16 protein-coding genes are annotated in these 21,519 nt (G+C 61.7%); 9 read left to right on the top strand and 7 right to left on the bottom strand.

Annotated features, from left to right (window positions below):
• Positions 1–88: 88 nt before the first annotated feature.
• Both FIV39_RS34095 and FIV39_RS00695 read left to right on the top strand, forming a co-directional pair.
• On the top strand, positions 89–2,119 hold the full coding sequence (locus tag FIV39_RS34095; RefSeq protein ID WP_090409531.1) for a methyl-accepting chemotaxis protein: 2,031 nt from the start codon (positions 89–91) through the stop codon (positions 2,117–2,119).
• Between the two features lie 126 nt (positions 2,120–2,245).
• Entirely contained in the window at positions 2,246–2,677 is a 432-nt protein-coding gene (locus FIV39_RS00695; protein WP_090409529.1) for a hypothetical protein, read from the top strand.
• On the opposite strand, the gene FIV39_RS00700 is transcribed toward FIV39_RS00695, so the two are convergent.
• On the bottom strand, positions 2,624–3,400 hold the full coding sequence (locus tag FIV39_RS00700; protein ID WP_090409527.1) for a TatD family hydrolase: 777 nt from the start codon (positions 3,398–3,400) through the stop codon (positions 2,624–2,626). The genes FIV39_RS00695 and FIV39_RS00700 overlap by 54 nt on opposite strands.
• Positions 3,401–3,402: 2 nt before the next feature.
• A complete protein-coding gene (gene cra, locus FIV39_RS00705; protein ID WP_090409526.1) occupies positions 3,403–4,398 on the bottom strand; it encodes a catabolite repressor/activator in 996 nt (331 codons plus the stop codon).
• Positions 4,399–4,692: 294 nt separating this feature from the next.
• Between cra and ptsP the strand changes: the two genes are divergently transcribed.
• The 7 genes from ptsP to FIV39_RS00740 all read left to right on the top strand — a co-directional run bounded on the left by ptsP (position 4,693) and on the right by FIV39_RS00740 (position 14,439).
• A complete protein-coding gene (gene ptsP / locus FIV39_RS00710) occupies positions 4,693–7,551 on the top strand; it encodes a phosphoenolpyruvate--protein phosphotransferase (RefSeq protein ID WP_090409524.1) in 2,859 nt (952 codons plus the stop codon).
• A complete protein-coding gene (gene pfkB / locus FIV39_RS00715) occupies positions 7,552–8,472 on the top strand; it encodes a 1-phosphofructokinase (RefSeq protein ID WP_090409522.1) in 921 nt (306 codons plus the stop codon). It abuts the gene before it with no gap.
• Between the two features lie 11 nt (positions 8,473–8,483).
• On the top strand, positions 8,484–10,202 hold the full coding sequence (locus FIV39_RS00720; RefSeq protein ID WP_090409520.1) for a PTS fructose-like transporter subunit IIB: 1,719 nt from the start codon (positions 8,484–8,486) through the stop codon (positions 10,200–10,202).
• 175 nt (positions 10,203–10,377) lie between these two features.
• Positions 10,378–11,160: an HpcH/HpaI aldolase family protein gene (locus tag FIV39_RS00725; RefSeq protein ID WP_090409518.1), complete on the top strand. Its 783-nt coding sequence runs from the start codon at positions 10,378–10,380 to the stop codon at positions 11,158–11,160.
• 48 nt (positions 11,161–11,208) lie between these two features.
• Positions 11,209–12,129, top strand: coding sequence for a branched-chain amino acid transaminase (locus FIV39_RS00730; RefSeq protein WP_090409515.1), 921 nt, complete (start codon positions 11,209–11,211; stop codon positions 12,127–12,129).
• Positions 12,130–12,345: 216 nt separating this feature from the next.
• Complete coding sequence (locus FIV39_RS00735) at positions 12,346–12,819, top strand: Lrp/AsnC family transcriptional regulator (RefSeq protein WP_090409513.1); 474 nt, start codon at positions 12,346–12,348, stop codon at positions 12,817–12,819.
• Between the two features lie 78 nt (positions 12,820–12,897).
• Complete coding sequence (locus tag FIV39_RS00740) at positions 12,898–14,439, top strand: alkaline phosphatase D family protein (protein WP_090409511.1); 1,542 nt, start codon at positions 12,898–12,900, stop codon at positions 14,437–14,439.
• Between the two features lie 56 nt (positions 14,440–14,495).
• On the opposite strand, the gene FIV39_RS00745 is transcribed toward FIV39_RS00740, so the two are convergent.
• The 5 genes from FIV39_RS00745 to FIV39_RS00765 form a co-directional block, all read right to left on the bottom strand.
• Positions 14,496–17,021, bottom strand: coding sequence for a PepSY domain-containing protein (locus FIV39_RS00745; protein WP_146371461.1), 2,526 nt, complete (start codon positions 17,019–17,021; stop codon positions 14,496–14,498).
• Positions 17,022–17,162: 141 nt separating this feature from the next.
• On the bottom strand, positions 17,163–18,326 hold the full coding sequence (locus FIV39_RS00750; protein ID WP_090409507.1) for a type III PLP-dependent enzyme: 1,164 nt from the start codon (positions 18,324–18,326) through the stop codon (positions 17,163–17,165).
• Positions 18,327–18,798: 472 nt separating this feature from the next.
• A complete protein-coding gene (locus FIV39_RS00755) occupies positions 18,799–19,956 on the bottom strand; it encodes an osmoprotectant ABC transporter ATP-binding protein OsmV (RefSeq protein WP_090409505.1) in 1,158 nt (385 codons plus the stop codon).
• The gene (locus FIV39_RS00760; protein WP_027604864.1) at positions 19,953–20,606 is read right to left on the bottom strand and encodes an ABC transporter permease; all 654 of its coding nucleotides are present in this window, start codon (positions 20,604–20,606) and stop codon (positions 19,953–19,955) included. Before FIV39_RS00760 ends, FIV39_RS00755 begins: the two co-directional genes overlap by 4 nt.
• Positions 20,607–20,618: 12 nt before the next feature.
• On the bottom strand, positions 20,619–21,512 hold the full coding sequence (locus FIV39_RS00765) for a glycine betaine ABC transporter substrate-binding protein (RefSeq protein WP_090409503.1): 894 nt from the start codon (positions 21,510–21,512) through the stop codon (positions 20,619–20,621).
• Between the last annotated feature and the right edge of the window lie 7 nt (positions 21,513–21,519).

Genomic DNA, 21,519 nt, shown 5'->3' on the forward strand with positions numbered 1-21,519 from the left:
AATTGAGCTATACAGACAGAGCGCCAAATAGTGGCTTTCTGCCGCCGCCCTGCGCCTCAATAAAAATAAAAGAAAGGGGAGGTCACCTGTGAAGAGCTTGCTCTATCCCGCCGTCGCGCTGATGAACCGTCTTAGCTTCGGCATGAAGTTCAGCCTGATCAGCGTGCTGTTCCTGCTGCCGATGCTGGCCACCAACTATTACCTGGTGCGTGATTCCTGGCGCGAGTTCCAGGGCACCCGTGTCGAGCTGCAAAGCCTGGATTTGCTCGGCAGCAGCCTGGTGCTGCGCCGTGACTTGGAAACCCTCAATAACCAGGTGCAGATCAACGCAACCCTCGGCCAGTCGGGGAAGGCTGCTGACCTTGAGGGCAAGATCAGCGCCTTGGAGCAGAGCGTGCTCGCCCGTCTGCAAAGCCTCAACCCGATGGCTACCGAGCCTGACCAAATCGCGGCCTTTGAAGGTAAGCGCGACGAACTGATCGCGGCCTTCCAGGCCCAGCAACAGGAAAGCTCGCTGCAAAGCAAAAGTGCGTTGATCGGCAAGTTGCTCAACAAGGCACAGATGCTCAGCCAGATCATTGCCAGCCAGTCCGGCTTGAGCCGCGACCCCCAGAGTGACTTGCGCCAGCTCAGCGAACTGATCACCAGCGTCACCCCGCAAGTCACCCAGATCTTGGGGGAGGGCCGGGCGATGGGCGCCTATTCCCTTGGCCAGGGTTTTCTCAATTCATCTTCCAGTACCCGCTTCGACGAACTGCTGCAACAGTTGGAAAAGCTCCAGGCCGAATACGGCTTGAAATTGCAGGACGCCCTGGGCGCCAGCAAAGCCGCTCACGCGGCACTCGACAGCCCGGCCAAGGCCAGCAATGCCAGCCTCAAGCAGGGCAGTGAGCTGTTTGAAGAACAGGTGGTGATGGCCGAAACCCTTGACGCACCCTGGCAGGGTTTCTATGACAGCGTCAGCCAATTGATGGACCACACCTATCAGCTCGATGACGCCACCCTGACGTTTCTCGGGCAGCAGCTGGAGCAGCGCCTGGCGCAGAACCGTACGCACATGGTGCTGCTGGTCTCGGCGCTGACGGCGGTGTTTTTGCTGATCTTCTATCTGTATGCGGGGTTCTACGCGTCTACGCGCACCACGTTGCGGCGCCTGGGGGCGATGATGGACAAGGTGGCTGCCGGCGACATGACCGTTACCTTTGTCGCCCACAGCCGCGATGAGTTGGGCGATTTGGGCCAGGTGTTCAACGGCACCGTGGCGAAGATCCATGATTTGATCGAGCGCGTGGGGCACACCGTCAGCCAGGTCGAATTGCAGGCCGGCCAAGTGGAAACCGTCTCGGCCCGGAGCAATGAGGCGGTCTCAGGCCAGCGCATGCAGATTGAGCAGGTGGCGACGGCCATGAACCAAATGTCGTCCACCGCCCAGGAAGTGGCGCGCAGTGCCGCGGCGGCGGTCAGCAGTGCCCACAGCGTCAACGATGAAACCGTCAACGGTCGCGGCTTGGTGCAATCCCAGCAGGGCAGCATTGCGCGGCTGGCCTCTGAGATCGACCAGTCGGTAAGGGTGATCAACCAGTTAGCTACCGACAGCCAGTCCATCAGCGGCGTCCTGGAGGTGATCAAAAGCATCGCCGAGCAAACCAACCTGCTGGCACTCAATGCTGCCATCGAGGCCGCACGGGCCGGTGAGCAGGGGCGCGGCTTTGCCGTGGTGGCCGACGAGGTGAGAACCCTGGCCCGGCGTACCCAGCATTCCACCGAAGAAATCGAACAAATGATCAGCCGCCTGCACAGTGGCGTGGCAGCGGCCGTGAAGGCCATGGGCACCAGCCATGAAATGGCCAACGGTACCGTGGAGCAGTCGGATAAGGTCCAGCAGGCCCTGGAAAATATCCTCGGTGCCGTCGGCATGATCGTCGACCAGAATCAGCAGATCGCTACGGCTGTGGAGCAGCAGACCGCCGTGGCCCACGACATCGACCAGAATATCGTCGAAATCAATCGTGCCGGCGAACATGCTGCCCAAGGTGCGCATCAGACTGAAGCGGCGAGCCGGCAGCTATCGATCCAGGTGATTGAATTGAAGCAACTGATCGGGGCCTTTCGTGTGTAAGACAGTGGCGTAGGATTGGTCTTCTATCGATGTAGTGCCTGTCTTGAATTCCCGGAGTGCCTTTTTTGCGCGCGTGAATAAGTGAAAATTTGTTTCACTCAATTCAGGTCCAGGGGAGGCACGACGATGACCACTGCAGTCGGCATCAAGGGGCACTGCGCCCATTGCGACATCACGTTTGAACTCAAGCCTTGGCAGTTGAATGCCATCGCCATCGAAGAACCCTTTGATTGCCCGTATTGCCAGCACGTCCTGGAGTTGAACTGCCCCCGGCAGTTGCGCCATTTCAAGGCGCTGGACCACTGGGCACTGGTACGCCCGAGCATGGCCGTGCTGACCTGCGTGGTGTTGATCGTGGCGCTGGTGGCGGAGTGGGTGGGCCTGATCAGTGTGGTCGGGCAACTCAATGTGTCACTGGTGGTGCTGCTGGTGCATTTTCTGGTGTTGCGCTATGCCCGTCATCGGCAGCGAATGACCTTGAACCTGCAAGCGGTTACCCCGGCACTACCAATTGAACAGCTCGCACGCATTGCGTGTACTCGCCTCGGCCAGCAATAGAGGGCTGGTGCCCATGCGCTCGGCCAGGGCGGTGCAGATCGCCGGCAGGTGCGCCGGGCTATTGCGCTGGCCCGGGTACATGGCCGGCGCCATGTCGGGGGCGTCGGTTTCCAGCACCACCGCGCTCAGCGGCAGTTGTGCCAGCACCTTGTGCATACGCAGGGCCTGGGGCCATGTGGCTGCGCCGCCCAGGCCGAGCTTGAACCCCAGCTTGATGTATTCGTGGGCTTCTTCCCGGCTGCCGGCAAACGCGTGGATGATACCGCCCCGTGGCAGGCGGATGCGTTTGAGCGTGGCGATTACGGCAGCGTGGCTACGGCGTACGTGCAGCAGCGTCGGTAGTTGGAAGTCCACCGCCAATTTGAGTTGGGCCTCGAACAGGCTTTGCTGGCGCTCGCGATCCAGTTGTTCAAGAAAGTAATCCAGGCCGATTTCACCCACCGCGCAGAGCTGTCGATGGCCGTGCAGGCGCGTCAGCCAGTCGCCCAACTCCGTCAGGTCGGTGGGCTTGTGGTCATCGAGATACACCGGGTGCAGGCCAAAGGCTGCGAACAAACCCGCATCCGCCTGCACCAGATCCCACAGCCGCTGCCAATTCTGCTGATACACCCCCAACACCACCATGCGCCGCACGTCTAATGCACGGCTGTGGGCGAGGACTTCCCGGCGATCGCTGTCGAACTCCGGGAAATCCAGGTGGGTGTGGGTGTCGATCAGCTCCACGCTCAGGCCTCGTGGATACGCTGCTTGAAGGTCCGGCCGATGGCGTGCACGCCCGGTTGGTACTGCTCTTCTTCAATGGCTGCCAGGGCCAGGCGCAGGGCGGTGTCGGCAATCAGCTGATGTTGCTGGGCCATTGCGTTGACCGGCAGCGGTAGAAAGTCCAGCAACTGGGTGTCACCAAAGGTGCCCAGGCGCAGCGGTCGCGACTTGAGCGGGAAGTCATGCAGTGCGTCGAACACGCCTTGCAGCAACACGTAGGAAGTGGTCACCAGTGCGTCAGGCAGGTGCCCCAGTTGATGTAGAAGTTGCACCATCAACTGTCGGCCGCAGTCACGGCTGAAGGCTTCGCCGTGTTCGACGATCACCTCACCAGTGAAGCCTTGCAGCGCTTCACGGAAACCGGCGGCGCGCTCCTGGCTGATACTCAGCTCGGGCCGCGCGCCGATCAGCACGATCTGCTTGGGCAAGGGCTGCAGCAGGCTGCTGGTCAGCTGCTGGCAGGCCTGACGGTCGTCGCTGACCACCGAGCAGAAGTGTTCCGGCTCCATCACCCGGTCGATGGCGATCACCGGCAAGCCCTTTGCTTGCAGCTCACGGTAGCTGTCGTCACCGGCGGGCAGGCAGCTGGCCACGAACAACGCATCGCAGCGGCGAGCGCGGAACAGTTGCAGCAATTGACGCTCGCTGCCGGCCTCGTCGTCGGAACTGGCAATCAGCAATTGATAGCCGCGCGCGCGCGCGCCTTGTTCCAATAGCTTGGCGATCCGTGCGTAACTGGGGTTTTCCAGGTCGGGCAGGATAAAGCCCAAGGTGCGCGTGTGCCGGCTGCGCAGCCCGGCGGCCTGGGGGTTGGGCGTGAAGCCATGGGCTTCAACCACGGCACGCACCCGCTCGACGGTAGCGTTGCTGATGCGTTGCTGTTCGGCTTTGCCATTGATGACATAGCTGGCGGTGGTCACGGACACACCGGCGAGACGCGCGATATCACTGAGTTTCAAACCGGGATTTCCTTGTTTTTTGGAGCTTGCCCCGACATTTTGTCCAATCGTAACCGATTCCTGCACACGACTATTGTCTCAGCTCAAATGCCGAGTGGTCCTTCAAGGATGCACAATTAACGCGTAATCTGCCTTAAATTCTAGATTAAACGTTTCAGCCAGCGTATTTTTACGACGTTCGCGACTGAGTGCCTACTGCCAATTGACTGCTCAGTCAGTTACTTTCGAACGCCCTTACACTGTTTTATTCAAAACAATACCTAGTGCGTCCATCGCACTAACTAGGAGAACGGCATGCTTGAGCTCACTGTAGAGCAGATATCCATGGGCCAGGTGGCTGTGGATAAATCTGCCGCCCTGCACCTGCTCGCAGACAAACTGGTGGCCGATGGCCTGGTCGCCGAGGGGTATCTCAGCGGCTTGCAAGCCCGTGAAGCCCAAGGCTCGACGTTTCTTGGCCAAGGTATTGCCATCCCCCACGGCACCCCCGAAACCCGCGACCAAGTGTTTTCCACCGGTGTGCGCCTGTTGCAGTTCCCCGAAGGGGTGGACTGGGGCGATGGGCAGATTGTGTACCTGGCCATTGGTATTGCCGCCAAATCCGATGAACACCTGCGCCTGCTGCAACTGCTCACCCGCGCCCTCGGTGAAACCGACCTGGGCCAGGCGCTGCGCCGCGCCGGCACGGCTGAAGCGTTGCTGAAACTGCTGCAAGGCGCACCCCAGGAGCTGGCGCTGGACGCGCAGATGATCAGCCTGGGCGTGTCTGCCGATGACTTCGAAGAGCTGGTCTGGAGAGGCGCACGCCTGCTGCGCCAGGCCGATTGTGTGAGCAATGGGTTTGCCGCCGTGTTGCAGCAGGTCGATGCGCTGCCGCTGGGTGATGGCCTGTGGTGGCTGCATAGCGAGCAGACCGTCAAGCGCCCGGGCCTGGCGTTTGTCACCCCCGACAAACCCATGCGCTACCTCGGTCAGCCCCTTAACGGTCTGTTCTGCCTGGCCAGCCTGGGTGAAGCCCATCAGGCCTTGCTCGAACGCTTGTGCGCCTTGTTGATTGAAGGTCGTGGCCAGGAATTGGGGCGCGCCACCAGCAGTCGCGCGGTGCTCGAAGTGCTCGGCGGCGAACTGCCACCTGACTGGCCCAGCGCCCGCATCACCCTGGCTAACGCCCATGGCCTGCACGCGCGGCCGGCGAAGATCCTCGCGCAATTGGCAAAAAGTTTTGACGGCGACATCCGTGTGCGCATCGTCGATGGCCCGGTGGGCGCCGTGTCGGTGAAGAGCCTGAGCAAGTTGCTCAGCCTTGGCGCCCGGCGTGGCCAGGTGCTGGAGTTTGTCGCCGAGCCAACCATTGCCGGTGATGCGCTGCCCGCGTTGTTGGCGGCGGTCGAGGAAGGCTTGGGCGAAGAGGTCGAGCCACTGCCGACCGTCAGCGCGCAGCCCGAACCCCTCGACATTGCTCCGGTGCTCAGCGCACCGCCGACCGGCAGCCAGATCCAGGCCATCGCTGCCGCGCCTGGCATCGCCATAGGCCCTGCGCATATCCAGATCCAGCAGGTGTTCGACTATCCCCTGCGCGGCGAGTCCTCGGCCATTGAGCGCCAGCGCTTGCAGGACGCCTTGGCCGATGTACGCCGGGACATCCAGGGCCTGATCGAACGCAGCCAATCCAAAGCCATCCGCGAGATTTTCATCACCCACCAGGAAATGCTCGACGACCCGGAACTCACCGATGAAGTCGACACCCGTCTCAAGCAAGGTGAAAGCGCACAAGCGGCGTGGATGAGCGTGATCGAAGCCGCCGCCAAGCAGCAGGAGTCGTTGCAGGATGCCTTGCTCGCCGAGCGCGCCGCCGACTTGCGCGACATCGGTCGCCGGGTGCTGGCGCAATTGTGCGGCGTCGAAACCGCCCAGGAGCCGAGCGAACCCTACATCCTGGTGATGGACGAAGTCGGTCCTTCCGACGTCGCGCGCCTGGACCCGGCCCGCGTCGCCGGCATCCTCACTGCCCGTGGCGGCGCAACGGCCCACAGCGCCATCGTCGCCCGTGCCCTGGGTATTCCGGCGTTGGTCGGCGCCGGCCCGGCGGTGTTGCTGCTGGCCGCCGGTACGCCGTTGCTGCTGGATGGCCAGCGGGGTCGCCTGCATGTAGACGCCGACGCGGCCACCCTGCAACGCGCCACCGTTGAGCGTGATACCCGTGAGCAACGCTTGCAAGCCGCCTCGGCCCAGCGCCACGAACCGGCGCTGACCCGTGATGGTCACGCCGTGGAAGTGTTCGCCAATATCGGCGAAAGCGCCGGTGTGGCCAGCGCGGTGGAGCAGGGCGCCGAAGGCATCGGCTTGCTGCGCACCGAACTGATTTTCATGGCTCACCCGCAAGCCCCGGACGAAGCCACCCAGGAAGCCGAATACCGCCGCGTCCTCGATGGCCTCGGGGGCCGTCCGCTGGTGGTGCGCACCCTCGATGTGGGCGGCGACAAACCGCTGCCGTATTGGCCGATTGCCGAGGAAGAAAACCCCTTCCTCGGCGTACGCGGTATTCGCCTGACCCTGCAACGCCCGCAGATCATGGAAGCGCAATTACGCGCGCTGTTGCGCTCGGCGGATAATCGCCCGTTGCGCATCATGTTCCCCATGGTCGGCAGCGTGGATGAGTGGCGTGCGGCGCGGGATATGACCGAACGCCTGCGCCTGGAAATCCCGGTGGCCGACCTGCAATTGGGCATCATGATCGAAATCCCGTCGGCGGCCTTGCTCGCGCCGGTGCTGGCCAAGGAAGTGGACTTCTTCAGTGTCGGCACCAACGACCTGACCCAGTACACCCTGGCTATCGACCGTGGCCACCCGACCTTGTCGGCCCAGGCCGATGGCCTGCACCCGGCGGTACTGCAACTGATCGACATCACCGTGCGCGCGGCCCATGCCCACGGCAAATGGGTCGGTGTGTGCGGCGAACTGGCGGCAGACCCGCTGGCGGTGCCGGTGCTGATCGGCCTGGGTGTGGATGAGTTGAGCGTGTCGGCCCGCAGCATTCCCGAAGTGAAGGCGCGGGTGCGTGAATTCAGTCTGAGCGAGGCCCAGGGCCTGGCGCAAAAAGCACTGGTGGTGGGCTCGCCCGCCGAAGTGCGTGCCCTTGTGGAGGCCGTGTAGATGGCAAGGATTCTGACCCTGACGCTGAACCCGGCGTTGGACCTGACGGTGCGCCTGGCGCGCCTGGAACCGGGTGAAGTCAACCGCAGTGAAACCCTGCTCACCCATGCCGCCGGCAAAGGCGTGAATGTGGCGCAAGTCTTGGCCGACCTGGGTCATCAAGTGACGGTGGGCGGCTTTCTCGGTGAGGACAATCCCCAAGCCTTCGAGGCGCTGATCGCACAACGTGGTTTTGCCGACGCGTTTATCCGCGTGCCCGGCGAAACCCGCAGCAATATCAAGATTGCCGAGCAGGACGGCCGGGTCACCGATATCAATGCGCCGGGGCCGTTGGTCAGTGAGCAGGCGCAGCAAGCGTTGCTCGACCAATTGACGCGCAGTGCGCCGGGCCACGATGCGGTGGTCGTCGCTGGCAGCTTGCCGCGCGGCGTCAGCCCGCAGTGGTTGCAGGGGCTGTTGGAACACCTGAAGCGTCTGGGCTTGAAAGTCGCCCTGGACACCAGCGGCGAGGCGCTGCGTGCCGGTCTCAAGGCGGCCCCGTGGTTGATCAAACCCAATACCGAAGAGCTCGCCGATGCCCTGGGCAATGCCACCAACGTCATCAGCCAACTGCATCAGCAGGGTGTTGAACATGTGGTCGTCTCCGACGGTGCCGCGGGCGTGAGCTGGTACAGCCGGGCTACGACCCTGCATGCCACGCCGCCCAAGGTGACGGTGGCCAGTACGGTAGGTGCCGGCGATTCGTTGCTGGCCGGCATGCTCCACGGCTTGCTCAGTGGCGAGGCACCGGAACACACCCTGCGCCGCGCCACGGCAATCGCCGCCATGGCGGTGACACAGATCGGTTTTGGCATCGGCGACGCTGCGCAGTTGGCGCGTCTTGAAAGCGGCGTCGCTGTACGCCCGCTGACAGAACAATAAGAGGGTTTGTCATGAAGTTAGCCATTGTTACTGCCTGCCCGAACGGCATGGTCACCAGTGTGCTGTGCGCCCGCTTGTTGGACGCCGCCGCACAGCGCCAGGGCTGGAGCACCAGCGTCGAGGTGGTGGATGTGCAGCGCCCTGAGCGCCAGTTGTCCCAGGCCACCATCGACGATGCCGAATGGGTGTTGCTGGTCACCAGCACCGCGGTGGATATGCAGCGGTTTGTCGGCAAGCGTGTGTTCCAGAGCACACCGGCCCAGGCGCTGGCGGATGTCGAAGCGGTGTTGCGCCGGGGCGCTGAAGAGGCCCAGGAGTATGTCGCCAGCCAAGCACCGGCTGCGTCGAAGCATGCCCCGCGTATCGTCGCGATTACCGCCTGCCCGACCGGCGTGGCGCATACCTTCATGGCCGCCGAAGCCTTGCAGCAGACGGCCAAGCGCCTGGGCTATGACTTGCAGGTCGAGACCCAGGGCTCGGTCGGTGCGCGCACGCCGTTGAGCCCGGAGGCCATCGCCGAGGCCGACGTGGTCCTGCTGGCGGCCGATATCGAAGTCGCTACCGAGCGCTTCGCCGGCAAGAAGATCTACCGTTGCGGCACCGGTATTGCGCTCAAGCAATCCGAGGCGACCCTCAACAAAGCCCTGGCCGAAGGCGCAGTGGAAAGTGCGGCCAGCGGTACCGTGGCCAAGAAAGAAAAAACCGGCGTCTACAAACACCTGCTGACCGGTGTGTCGTTCATGTTGCCGATGGTGGTGGCGGGCGGGTTGCTGATCGCCTTGTCGTTCGTGTTTGGCATTCATGCGTTTGAACAGGAAGGCACCCTGGCCGCTGCGCTGAAAACCGTCGGCGACCGCGCCTTTATGCTGATGGTGCCGTTGCTGGCGGGTTACATCGCTTACTCGATTGCCGACCGCCCGGGGATTGCTCCCGGCATGATCGGTGGTCTGTTGGCGGGCACGTTGGGAGCCGGTTTTATCGGCGGCATCTTCGCCGGTTTTCTCGCCGGCTACTGCGTCAAGCTGATCACCCGTGCGGTGAAGTTGCCGCAGAGCCTGGAGGCCCTCAAGCCGATCCTGATCATCCCGTTGCTGGCGAGCCTGTTCACGGGCTTGGCGATGATTTACCTGGTGGGGCCGCCGGTGGCGCGCATGCTCACAGGCCTGACCGATTTTCTCGCGACCATGGGCACCACCAATGCGGTGCTGCTGGGCATCTTGTTGGGCGGCATGATGTGTGTCGATCTGGGCGGGCCGATCAACAAGGCGGCGTATGCGTTTTCCGTCGGCTTGCTGGCGGCGCAGAGCGGCGCACCGATGGCCGCGACCATGGCGGCCGGCATGGTGCCGCCGATCGGCATGGGCATCGCCACGTTCCTGGCGCGACGCAAGTTCGCCCAGACTGAACGCGAGGCCGGCAAGGCGGCGATGATTCTGGGCATGTGCTTTATCTCCGAAGGCGCGATTCCGTTTGCCGCCAAGGACCCGTTGCGCGTGATCCCGTCCAGCATCGCCGGTGGCGCGTTGACAGGGGCGTTGTCGATGTACTTCGGTTGCAAACTTGCCGCCCCGCATGGCGGCCTGTTTGTGTTGATCATTCCGAACGCGATGAACCACGCGCTGCTGTACTTGCTGGCGATTGTCGCCGGTAGCCTGCTGACGGGCCTGGTGTACGCGCTGATCAAGCGTCCGGAAGCCATCGAGCTGGCGGTCAGCCCTGTAAAAGCCTGATCCATTCGCACCTGCTTTCAGCGGATTGGAACAACCGAGCGGTGAACGCCTGAGAAATGGAATGACCATTTCGTAGCCGGGCATTCACGCTCGGAAAATGCGCAAAAAAGTACCCCTGGCGTCTGCCTACCATAGGCCTGCGATACCCATCGCATTACGACGCCAGGAGCCTGCCATGCCCAATTCCATTAAACACCACCTCTTGCATTCGATACCCTCTGTGGGGTGCTGGCTGACACTTGCCAGCCCTGCGGTCACCGAGCTGCTTGCCCACTGCGGGTTTGACTGGCTGGTCATCGATACGGAGCACGGTCCAGGCGATGTCCAGGATGTCGCCGCGCAATTGCGTGCTATCGACGCCGCCAACGCGCAGGGCGCAAGGGTCACCGGCGCCGTGCGGGTGACGACCAACGACGCTGCCCAGGTCAAGCGTGTGATGGATTGCGGGGCGCTGACCCTGGTGTTTCCCAACATCGACAATGCAGCCCAGGCGCAGGCAGCCGTGGCCTCCATGCGCTTCCCGCCAAGCGGGGTCAGGGGCGTTGCCGCGATGGTCAGGGCCGGGCGGTATGGGCTGGACGCTCACTACGTCGAATTAGCCAACAGCCAGGCCTGCGCCATTATCCAGATCGAGTCGGCCGTCGCTGTCGAGCATATCGACAGCATCGCCCAGGTCGAGGGCGTGGATTGCCTGTTCATCGGCACCGCTGATCTTTGCGCGAGCATGGGCTTGCTCGGGCAACCCGGTCATCACACGGTCACGCAGGCGATCGACCAGGTGCTCGAGGCCGGCCGCAGATACTCCAAGGCCGTGGGGATCTTTGCGACGTGCGTCGAGCAGGCCTGCCATTACCGTGAACGGGGCGTGACCTTTATTGCATTGCACTCCGATACCGGTTGGCTGGCCAAGGGTGCAGTCGGTGCCCTCGAGGCTTTCGGTTCCACCTCTCAGAAATAATGCGCGATGAGCCTCGCGAGGCTGTTCACCGTTTGTGGAGATGCACGTATGTCGATGTCTGATCGTGATGGAAAAATCTGGATGGATGGCCAATTGGTCGAATGGCGCGATGCCAATGTCCATGTGCTTACCCATACCCTGCATTATGGAATGGGCGTATTTGAAGGCCTGCGCGCCTATGAAACGGTGCGCGGCCCTGCCATTTTTCGCCTGGAAGCCCATACCCGGCGCCTGTTCAATTCCGCCAGGATCTTTCAGTTGGAACTGCCCTTTGATGAAGAGGTGATGAGTGCTGCATGCGGGCACGTGATTCGTGCGAATGGCTACGGCGCGTGCTACCTGCGCCCCTTGGCCTGGATCGGCTCGCAGGTGCTGAGTATCGCGGCAACGAATAACCGGATTCATGTGGCGGTGGCGGGATGGCCCTTGGGTGCCTACCTGGGTGATGAGGGCATGGAGAGGGGGATCCGAGTGAAAACCTCGTCGTTTACCCGTCATCATGTCAATGCCGCGATGGTCCGCGCCAAAGCATGCGGCCATTACGTCAATTCGATCCTTGCCAACCGGGAAGCCGTATCTCTTGGGTTTGATGAGGCGTTGCTGCTGGATACCGAGGGGTATGTCAGCGAGGGGGCAGGGGAGAATATCTTCGTGGTGCGGGATGGGATCATCTACACGCCCGATGTGGCGTCGTGCCTGGATGGTATTACCCGTGACTCGGTCAAGGTGATCGCCCAGGACCTGGGCTTCGAGGTGCGGGAGAAGCGCCTTACCCGTGACGAGGTGTACTGCTGCGACGAGGCTTTTTTCACCGGTACCGCTGCAGAGGTCACCCCGATTCGCGAACTCGACGGGCGAAAAATCGGGGCAGGGTCGCGAGGTGCCGTTACCCATGCAATCCAGCAGGCGTATTTTCGTGCCGTGCAGGGCGTCGATGAACAGTATGCCCATTGGCTGACCTATGTCTGATCGTTCCAAAAAAACGCCGGCTCGGCCCGTTGTAGCGAGGATCCTGCACAACCCGTCGCTCTTGTTGCTGATGCTGGTCGCCGTCCTGTTTTGCCTTGGCTGACAATGTTTTGCTGGATGTTTACGCGTGCCGTAGGCTTGAACAATCGTGCGATAACGTCGCCTTCCATTCATGCCCTGGAGCACGGCATCCAGCGTCGATGAGGTGAAACGGAGGTGGCAAAAATAAAACTGGATGCGACGGACCGTCGGTTATTGGCTGCTCTTCAGAAAAACGCCAGGCTCTCCAGCGCGGAGCTTGCCGAGTTGGTGTCGTTGAGTGCGTCACCCTGTTGGCGACGGGTCAAACGGCTTGAAGAGGCCGGCGTGGTGCGGGGCTACCATGCGAGTATCGATGCGAAAATGCTGGGGTACAGCGTCAGGGCGTTTGTCCAGGTGGCGCTGGATCAGAAGGATACCGCTCACATGCAGGCTTTCGAGGTCTCCATGACGTCATTCGAACAAGTGATTGCCTGCCACTGCATTTCCGGTGTTTTTGATTATCAGCTGACCGTCCTGGCCACCGACATGCCGGCTTTCAGTGAGTTTGCCAGGCAACATATCAACGGATTTCCCGGAGTGAAGGATGTGTGCACCGCGTTCGTCGTCAATGAGATCAAGGCGGTCAACATAACGGCCGGGTTGCTCTAGCCCGTCCCGGAGCAGGTGTCATACGTCTTTCACGCACGCGTGCTTAAGTGCCTTTTTGATCCGAAAAAGGGACCCTCCATGAGCCACTTCGATCTCGGCCGTCGCCGTGTGATGCAAGCCGTCGGCGCCGGTCTGTTGCTGCCGGGCCTGGCCCCGGCGGTGATCGCCTCGGTGAAAGACCGGCCGCAACTCACCGACGGCGTGCAGTCCGGCGATGTGCTGGGCGACCGCGCGATGATCTGGAGCCGCAGCGACCGCCCGGCAAAAATGGTGGTGGAATGGGACACCCGCAGCATGTTCAGCAACCCGCGTAAATTCGTCTCGCCCCTGGTCGACAGCCGCACCGATTTTACCGCCCGCGTCGAACTCACCGGGCTGCCTGCCGACCAGGCGATTTTCTACCGCGTGCACTTTGAAGACGCCCAGACTGGTGTCGCCAGCGAGCCGTGGTTCGGTCACCTGCGCAGCGTGCCGCAACAGCGTCGCGATATCCGTTTTGTGTGGAGTGGCGACACCGTCGGCCAGGGCTTTGGCATCAACCCGGACATTGGCGGCATGCGTATCTATGAAGCCATGCGCCTGCGCCTGCCGGACTTCTTCATCCACAGCGGCGATACCATCTACGCCGACGGCCCGGTACCCGCGCAATTGCCCACCGAGGGCGGGCGTATCTGGCGCAATATCACCACCGACGCCAAGAGTAAGGTCGCCGAAACCCTCGACGAATATCGCGGCAACTACCGCTACAACCTGCTGGATGAAAACGTGCGCCGCTTCAATGCCGAAGTGCCGCAGATCTGGCAGTGGGACGATCACGAAGTGGTGAATAACTGGTCGCCCGGCAAACAACTCGACGAGCGCTACCAGACCAAGGACATCAACACCTTGGTCGGCCGCGCACGCCAGGCCTGGCTGGAATATTCACCCATGCGTCGGCAAAGCGCAGACGGCGGCGGACGGATTTATCGCAAGCTCAGCTATGGCCCGCTGCTGGATGTATTCGTGCTCGACATGCGCAGTTATCGCGGCCCCAACGATGACAACCTGGGCGGCGAAAAAGCCTTCCTCGGCCGCGAACAGTTGGACTGGCTCAAGCACGAACTCAAGGCCTCCCAGGCCCAGTGGAAAGTGATCGCCGCCGACATGCCCATCGGCCTCGGCGTGCCCGACGGCGAAGTCAGCCCCGGCGTGGCGCGTTGGGAAGCCATCGCCAACAATGACCCCGGCCCGGCGCAAGGCCGCGAGCTGGAAATCGCCGAATTACTGGGCTTTCTGCGCGCGCAGAAGGTGCGCAACCATGTGTGGCTGACGGCGGATGTGCATTACTGTGCGGCCCATCACTACCACCCGGATCGCGCGGCGTTCCAGGATTTCGAGCCGTTCTGGGAGTTTGTCGCCGGGCCTCTGAATGCGGGCAGCTTCGGCCCGAACCCACTGGATAAAACCTTTGGCCCTGAGGTGGTGTTCGAGAAGGCCCCACCGGCGCAGAACACCTCACCGTTTGCCGGGTTTCAGTTTTTTGGCGAAGTACAGATTGATGGGCAGACGGCGGAGTTGACCGTTATTTTGCGCGACCTGGATGGGGTCTCGGTATTCGAACAGAAGCTGCAACCCACCTGACTTGAAATGCAATCCAAGTGTGGGAGGGGGCTTGCCCCCTCCCACATTGGATCGCCTCAGTAGACATCCCGGCGGTAGCGACCTTGTTCGATCAAGCGCTCCACCGCTTCACTCCCGAGGATGTCGTGCAGCGCCTGGTCTACGCCCGCCGCCATCCCCTGCAAGCTCCCACACACATAAATCGCCGCGCCGTCCGCGAGCCATTTACGCAGTACATCGGCGGATTCGCGCAGGCGATCCTGCACGTAGATTTTCTCCTCCTGATCCCGGGAAAATGCCAGGTCCAGCAGCGCCAGATCACCACTGGCCAGCCAGCCTTGCAGTTCTTCCTGGCAGAGGAAGTCGTGGGCGATGTTGCGCTCGCCGAACAGCAGCCAGTTGCGTTGCTGGCCATCGGCAATGCGTGCCTTGAGCAAGCTGCGCAGGCCGGCCAGGCCGGTGCCATTACCGAGCAGAATCAGCGGTATGGGCGCGTCCGGCAGGTGGAAGCCACTGTTGCGGCGCAGGCGCAGGCTGATGCTCGAGCCGATGGCCGCGTGTTCTGTGAGCCATCCCGAGCCCAGGCCCAGGCTGCCATCCGGATGGCGTTCCTGGCGCACGATCAGTTCCAACACGCCGTCGCTGGCAATCGAGGCGATGGAGTATTCGCGCATGCCCAGGGGCGCGAGCGCATTCACCAGCGCTTGGGCATGCAGGCCCACCAGATGTGCGCGGTTGTCCGGCAGTTGGCGGGTCGCCAGGGCTTGGTTGAGGGTATGCGCGAGGCCGTCGACCAGCACGCCGTCGGCGCCGGTCAGGCCCAGGCCTTCGAGGAAGTGCTCGATGGCCCCGGGACAATTGCGCGGCAGGATTTCCACCAGGTCACCGGCCAGCCAACGTTGCGGCGATGGTGAGGTGAGGCCCAGCAGGTAGACGCCCGCGCTGGCGCTGCCAGGGTTCAGCAGGGTGCGCTGGCTCAGTGTCCAGTTTTCATACTGGGCGGTCGGCCAGGCCGCCGCCGGCGCGTGGCCGGTCAGTTGGCCAAGCTGTTGTTGCCAGTGCAGCAGGGCGTCAGTGTCGCCGCTGTCTACTTCCACCGGGGCGAACAGTGGGCTACCGCCTTGGTGGGTCAGCCAGAAATGCAGGCGCCGGGCAAAACCACAGAAGTGTTCGTACTGGCGATCACCCAGGGCCAAGATCGAGTAGTTCAGGCCCTTGAGCGACAGGTCCTGGCCGAGCACGCTGCGCTCGAAACCTCGGGCACTGTCGGGCGCCTCGCCGTCGCCGAAGGTGCTGACTACGAACAAGGCATTTTCCGACTGGCGCAAATCGTCCTGGCTGACCCTGCCCAAGGGCTGCACCTTCACCGGCAGGCCGGCCGCCTGCAATTGCCCGGCGGTCTGCCAGGCCAGTTGCTCGGCAAACCCGCTCTGGCTGGCAAAGCCGATCAGCCAGGCCGGGGCATCACTGTGGTTGGTGTACAGGCCTTTACGTGCATCGCGCACCTGACGTTTTTTGCGGCGACGGTCCAGGTACAGCAGCCAGCCGGTGATGAAAAACAGCGGCATGAGCAGCGAGCTGACGGTGAGGATAATGCGCCCCGCCAGGCCGAAATAACTGCCGGTGTGCAGCGCATAGATGCTGGTCAGTAACTGCGACTTAAAGGTTTTGCTGGCGTATTGGTCATGGGATTTGACCTCACCGGTGGCCGGGTCCAGGTTGATCTGGTTCAGTGCGCGGTCATGGGATGAGTCTTTCAGCAGGTAATAGACGATGGCGGGTTGCCCGGCGACGGCGGGCATGCGGATGTTATAGGCACTCAAGCCTGGGCCGGCATTGCTGTAGATGCTGCTCCAGATCGCGTCGTAGTTGGCCACCGGTGCCGGGCCTTCGGGCGGCGGGCCGCGCTTGCGCATCCGTTCATTTTGCGGCGCGTCGGACAGCAGTTTGGTCAGGCCCTGGCTGTACCAGTCGTAGGACCACGACAGCCCGGTCAGTGCCGCCAGCAGGTAGGCCAGCAGGCACCAGGTGCCGAACACCGAGTGCAAATCCCAGTTGAAGCTGCGGCCCTTTTTGCGCCAGTCCAGCGTCAGCCAGGCACGCCAGCTTGCGACCTGGCGCGGCCAGCGCAGGTACAGGCCGGACAGGCAGAAGAACACCAGGATCAACGTACAGGCGCCAGTGATCTGCCGGCCGGTTTCGCCCATGGCCAGGAAACGGTGCAGTTGCAGGATAAAGCCGAGCACATCCTGGCCGACCGCGTCGCCCATGTAGTCGCCGGTGTAGGGGTCGAAGTAGCGCATCTGGCCACGGCGCTCACCCGGCGGTGGGGTGAAAAATACACGGGCGGCGTTGCCGCTTTCGCTCTCCACCCACAGCATGGACACGGTCTTGCCTTCGGTGGCTTCCAGCTTGCGCACCAGTTCGGCGGGCGGCAGCACGCCGGCTTCGCGTTTCTCCACGCTCAATACGTTCGGGTTGAGCGCCTGCAGGATCTCATCCTGAAACGAGACCGCGGCCCCGGTGATCCCCATCAGGGCCAGCACCAGCCCGGCAGTGATGCCGAAGAACCAGTGCAACTGGAACAGGGTTTTCTTCAACACGTCGGACTGCCTCGTCTGTCTGGATGTAAATGCCAAGGCGCGCATTATGCCGTGAGTTATCGAGAAACATTCTTTTTAAACACAAAAAAGCCCACGACAGGGCGTGGGCTTTTTCTTGCAGCTTAAGGCTTGGCGATACGGTTATACGTAGAACGACTTCAACGGCGGAAAGCCATTGAACTCAATCGCGCTGTAGCTGGTGGTGTACGCACCGGTCGACAACCAGTACAAACGATCACCGATCGCCAGGTTCAGCGGCAGGCCATACTTGTAGTTTTCGTACATGATGTCGGCGCTGTCGCAGGTCGGGCCGGCGATGACCACTTCTTCCATCTCGCCTTTCTTCTCGGTCCAGATCGGGAACTTGATCGCTTCGTCCATGGTTTCGATCAGGCCGGAGAACTTGCCCACATCCGTGTACACCCAACGCTCGACGGCAGTACGGGATTTACGTGCAACCAATACCACTTCACTGACCAGGATACCGGCGTTGGCGATCAACGAACGGCCCGGCTCCAGGATGATTTCCGGCAGGTCATCGCCGAAGTCTTCCTTGAGGAAACGGATGATCTCTTCGGCGTAGGTTTCCAGGCTATTGGTACGGGTGATGTAGTTGGCCGGGAAGCCACCGCCCATGTTGATCAGCTTGAGGTGGATGCCGTCTTCTTCCTTCAGGCGTTCGAAGATCACTTTGACCTTGGCGATTGCCGCGTCCCACACGCTGATGTCGCGTTGCTGCGAGCCAACGTGGAACGAAATGCCGTACGGCACCAGGCCCAGGTCACGAGCGAGGATCAGCAGGTCCATGGCCATGTCGGTCTGGCATCCGAACTTGCGCGACAAAGGCCAGTCTGCGGTGGTCGAGCCTTCGGTGAGGATACGCACATACACTTTCGAACCCGGAGCGGCCTTGGCGATGTTGCGCAGGTCGGCTTCGGAGTCGGTGGAGAACAGGCGCACGCCCTTCTCGTAGAAGTAGCGGATGTCCTTGGATTTCTTGATGGTGTTGCCGTAGCTGATACGGTCGGCGCTGACGCCGCGGTCCATGACCTTGTCCAGCTCATAGATCGAGGCGATGTCGAAGCTCGAACCCTTGTCTTTCAACAGGTCGATGATCTCGACGGCAGGGTTGGCCTTGACCGCGTAATACACCTTGGCGAATTCGAAACCAGCGCGCAGGTCATCGTAGGCCTGGCTGATCATCGCGGTGTCGATCACCACGAACGGGGTTTCTTGCTTGTCGGCGAACGCCTTCATTTTGTCAAAAGTGGCGCGCGCGAAATAATCTTCGACGTTGATCGACATGCTGGGAACTCCTAAGGGCAAACTAAATTGATCAATGGGTGCAAATGAACGTCCTCCGTATCCCCACTTTGGTTCGCCTACTTCCCAAGGCATGTCGCCGAAAGCAAAAAGGCCATGGGAACAACCGCTTCCCTTGGCCTTGCTGTCTCGTCGTCAGTACTTGAGCCGGATGGATCGTTTCCAGCATGGACGTTCGGCGCGAACTTTAGGACGTGAGGGGCTATAGATCAACTAAAAATGTCGCGTTTTTGCACGCGTTCGTCGCGGGACCGCGTGCAGCTACTTATGTAACCGACACGTGTGACGGAATGATGTTCCCCGCTGAGTGGTAATCGAGGCGATTTCCCTGACTCACCGAAGGGGAAATGTGGGAGGGGGCTTGCTCCCGATAGCGGTGGATCAGTGACAGATGAAGTGACTGACACACCGCCATCGGGAGCAAGCCCCCTCCCACATTTTTTACCGCGTTGTGTCAGGCCAGGGCGGTCTCGGCAGGGGAGACAATACTGGTCTTGCCCCCACGGGACTTACCGGAACTCAGGTACTCGGCAATCGACTCCTGGGTCACTTCACCCAGGAACACCCGCTCCGCGTCCATTACCGGCAGCCACGAGCGATTGAACTCGTACATGCGCGACAGCAGGATGCGCAAATGCTCGTCGTACGCCGCCGTGGCGTTGAACTCGCGCAGGTACTGGCCGCAGGTGCCGGCCTGACGGTGCAGGTCGCGACGCCGGACATAACCCAGCGCCTTGTTCTCCGCACAGGTGACCACCACATAGCGGCGGTCGGTTTCGTCCATCAACTCCAGGGCCTCGGCCACCGGGGTTTCCGGGCTCACCGACGGGGCGTTGTCCGCCGCATCCTCAGCCTTCACCAGCAGCAGGCGCTTGAGGGTGCTGTCCTGGCCCACGAAGTTGCTGACGAACTCATCGGCCGGATGCGCCAGCAGGGTGTCTGGATGGTCGATCTGCAGCAGCTTGCCGGCGCGGAAGATGGCGATCTTGTCACCCAGCTTGATGGCTTCGTCGATGTCGTGGCTGACCATGATCACGGTCTTGTTCAACGCGCGCTGCATCTCGAAGAATTCGTTCTGGATCATCTCGCGGTTGATCGGGTCGACCGCGCCGAACGGCTCATCCATCAGCAGCAGCGGTGCATCGGCCGCCAGTGCGCGGATCACGCCGATGCGCTGTTGCTGGCCGCCCGACAGTTCACGCGGGTAGCGATGCAGGTACTGCTTGGGTTCCAGCTTGATCATGCTCATCAACTCACGGGCGCGGTCGTGGCATTTCTGTTTGTCCCAACCGAGCAGCTTGGGCACGACCACGATGTTTTCCTCGATGGTCATGTTCGGGAACAGGCCGATCTGCTGGATCACGTAGCCGATGTTGCGACGCAGGGTCACTTCGTCGAGGTCGGTGGTGTCTTCGCCGTTGATCAGGATCTTGCCCGAGGTCGGCTTGATCAGGCGGTTGATCATTTTCAGCGTGGTGCTCTTGCCGCAACCCGAAGGGCCGAGGAATACGCAAATCTCGCCTTCGTTGACGGTCAGGCTTACGTCGTTCACGGCCGAAACAGTTTTGCCGTTGCTTTGAAAAGTCTTGGTCAGGTTTTGAAGTTCGATCATTTGAGCAGTCCTTTTGGAGTCAGCGAGCGTTGCAGCCATTGCAGAAGCAGGTCGGCGAAGATGGCCAGGAGACTGACCAGCACGGCGCCAACGATCAGCATCGACATGTCGCTGCGGCTGATGGAAGCCAGAATAAGTACACCCAGGCCACCGGCACCGATGGTAGCGGCGATGGTCATGACGCCGATGTTCATCACCACGGCGGTACGCACACCGGCGAGGATCACCGGCACGGCGATGGGCAGTTCGACCATGCGCAGGCGCTGGCCGAAGGTCATGCCGATGCCTTTGGCGGCTTCGCGAATACCCGGTTCAACCCCGGTGAGGGCCAGGTAGGTGTTACGCATGATCGGCAGCAGTGAATAGAGGAACACGGCGGTGATCGCCGGCATCGGCCCCAGGCCCTGGCCGAACTTGGAGTAGAACGGCAGCAGCAGGCCGAACAGCGCGATGGACGGCACGGTCAGCAGCACCGTGGCGCTGGCTTGCAAGGGGCCGGCGAGGGTTGGGAAGCGGGTCATCAGCACGCCGAGGGGCACGCCGACGACAATCGCCAGGATCACCGCGATACCGACCAGGGTGATGTGCTGCCAGGTCAGGTGCAGGACCTGGGCCCAATCAAGATGGGAAAAGGCGTTCAGGAATTCCATGTCTTCTCCTTCTTAGTTGATCGGATGTTGGCGCAGGAAATCGGCGGCAACAGCGGATGGGCTTTCATGCTCGACGTCGACCCGTGCATTCAACTCGCGCATGGTTGCGTCGTTGAACAGTTCGGCCAATGGCTTGAGCTCGGCGGCCAGTTGAGGGTGCTGGTCGAGGTATTGCTGGCGAATCACCGGGGCGGCGGTGTAGTCCGGGAAGTAGTGCTTGTCGTCTTCCAGCAGCTTCAATTTGAACGCGTTCAGGCGACCATCGGTGGTGTAGACCAGACCGGCAAACACCTGGCCGTTACGCAACGCGGTGTAGACCAGGCCGGCGTCCATCTGCCGGGTGTTTTTACGCGTCAGGTTCATGTCGTACAGCTTGACCATGCCGCCCATGCCGTCGGAACGGTTGGCGAACTCGGTGTCCAGGGCCACCAGGCGCGTGCCTTTGGTTTTCTCGGCAAGGGCTTGGGTCAGGTCGCTGATGGTGTTGATCTGCGGGAATTCCTTGGCCACGTTTTCCGGCAATGCCAGGGCGTAGGTGTTGCTGAATTTCGACGGCGACAGCCAGGCCAGGCCTTTTTTCGCGTCGAGCTCTTTAACCCGGGCGTAGGACTGTTCGCTGTCGAGCTTCTCGTCCACATGGTTGTAGGCCACCAGCGACACGCCGGTGTATTCCCAGATCAGGTCCAGTTGCCCGCTTTCCTGGGCACTGCGCGCCAGGTTGCTGCCCAGGCCGCCGGTCACGCGGGCGTCGTAGCCCTTGGTGCGCAGGTACTGGGAGGTGATTTCGGCCAGCAGGGTCTGTTCGGTGAACACCCTGGCGCCGATGCGGATCACGGGTTTTTCAGCGGCTTGCGCAATACCTGCAAACAGTAGGACGCAGCTCAATATCAGGGTCAGTCTTTTCATGTGATTT

The organism is Pseudomonas grimontii (genome assembly GCF_007858185.1).
GTDB lineage: Bacteria > Pseudomonadota > Gammaproteobacteria > Pseudomonadales > Pseudomonadaceae > Aquipseudomonas > Aquipseudomonas grimontii.

Excerpts from the sequence above, each read along its gene's own strand:
- FIV39_RS00695 (WP_090409529.1), top strand. The coding sequence starts at position 2,246 with ATGACCACTGCAGTCGGCATCAAGGGGCACTGCGCCCATTGCGACATC.
- ptsP (WP_090409524.1), top strand. The coding sequence starts at position 4,693 with ATGCTTGAGCTCACTGTAGAGCAGATATCCATGGGCCAGGTGGCTGTG.
- pfkB (WP_090409522.1), top strand. The coding sequence starts at position 7,552 with ATGGCAAGGATTCTGACCCTGACGCTGAACCCGGCGTTGGACCTGACG.
- FIV39_RS00720 (WP_090409520.1), top strand. The coding sequence starts at position 8,484 with ATGAAGTTAGCCATTGTTACTGCCTGCCCGAACGGCATGGTCACCAGT.
- FIV39_RS00725 (WP_090409518.1), top strand. The coding sequence starts at position 10,378 with ATGCCCAATTCCATTAAACACCACCTCTTGCATTCGATACCCTCTGTG.
- FIV39_RS00730 (WP_090409515.1), top strand. The coding sequence starts at position 11,209 with ATGTCGATGTCTGATCGTGATGGAAAAATCTGGATGGATGGCCAATTG.
- FIV39_RS00740 (WP_090409511.1), top strand. The coding sequence starts at position 12,898 with ATGAGCCACTTCGATCTCGGCCGTCGCCGTGTGATGCAAGCCGTCGGC.
- FIV39_RS00750 (WP_090409507.1), bottom strand. The coding sequence starts at position 18,326 with ATGTCGATCAACGTCGAAGATTATTTCGCGCGCGCCACTTTTGACAAA.
- FIV39_RS00755 (WP_090409505.1), bottom strand. The coding sequence starts at position 19,956 with ATGATCGAACTTCAAAACCTGACCAAGACTTTTCAAAGCAACGGCAAA.
- FIV39_RS00760 (WP_027604864.1), bottom strand. The coding sequence starts at position 20,606 with ATGGAATTCCTGAACGCCTTTTCCCATCTTGATTGGGCCCAGGTCCTG.
- FIV39_RS00765 (WP_090409503.1), bottom strand. The coding sequence starts at position 21,512 with ATGAAAAGACTGACCCTGATATTGAGCTGCGTCCTACTGTTTGCAGGT.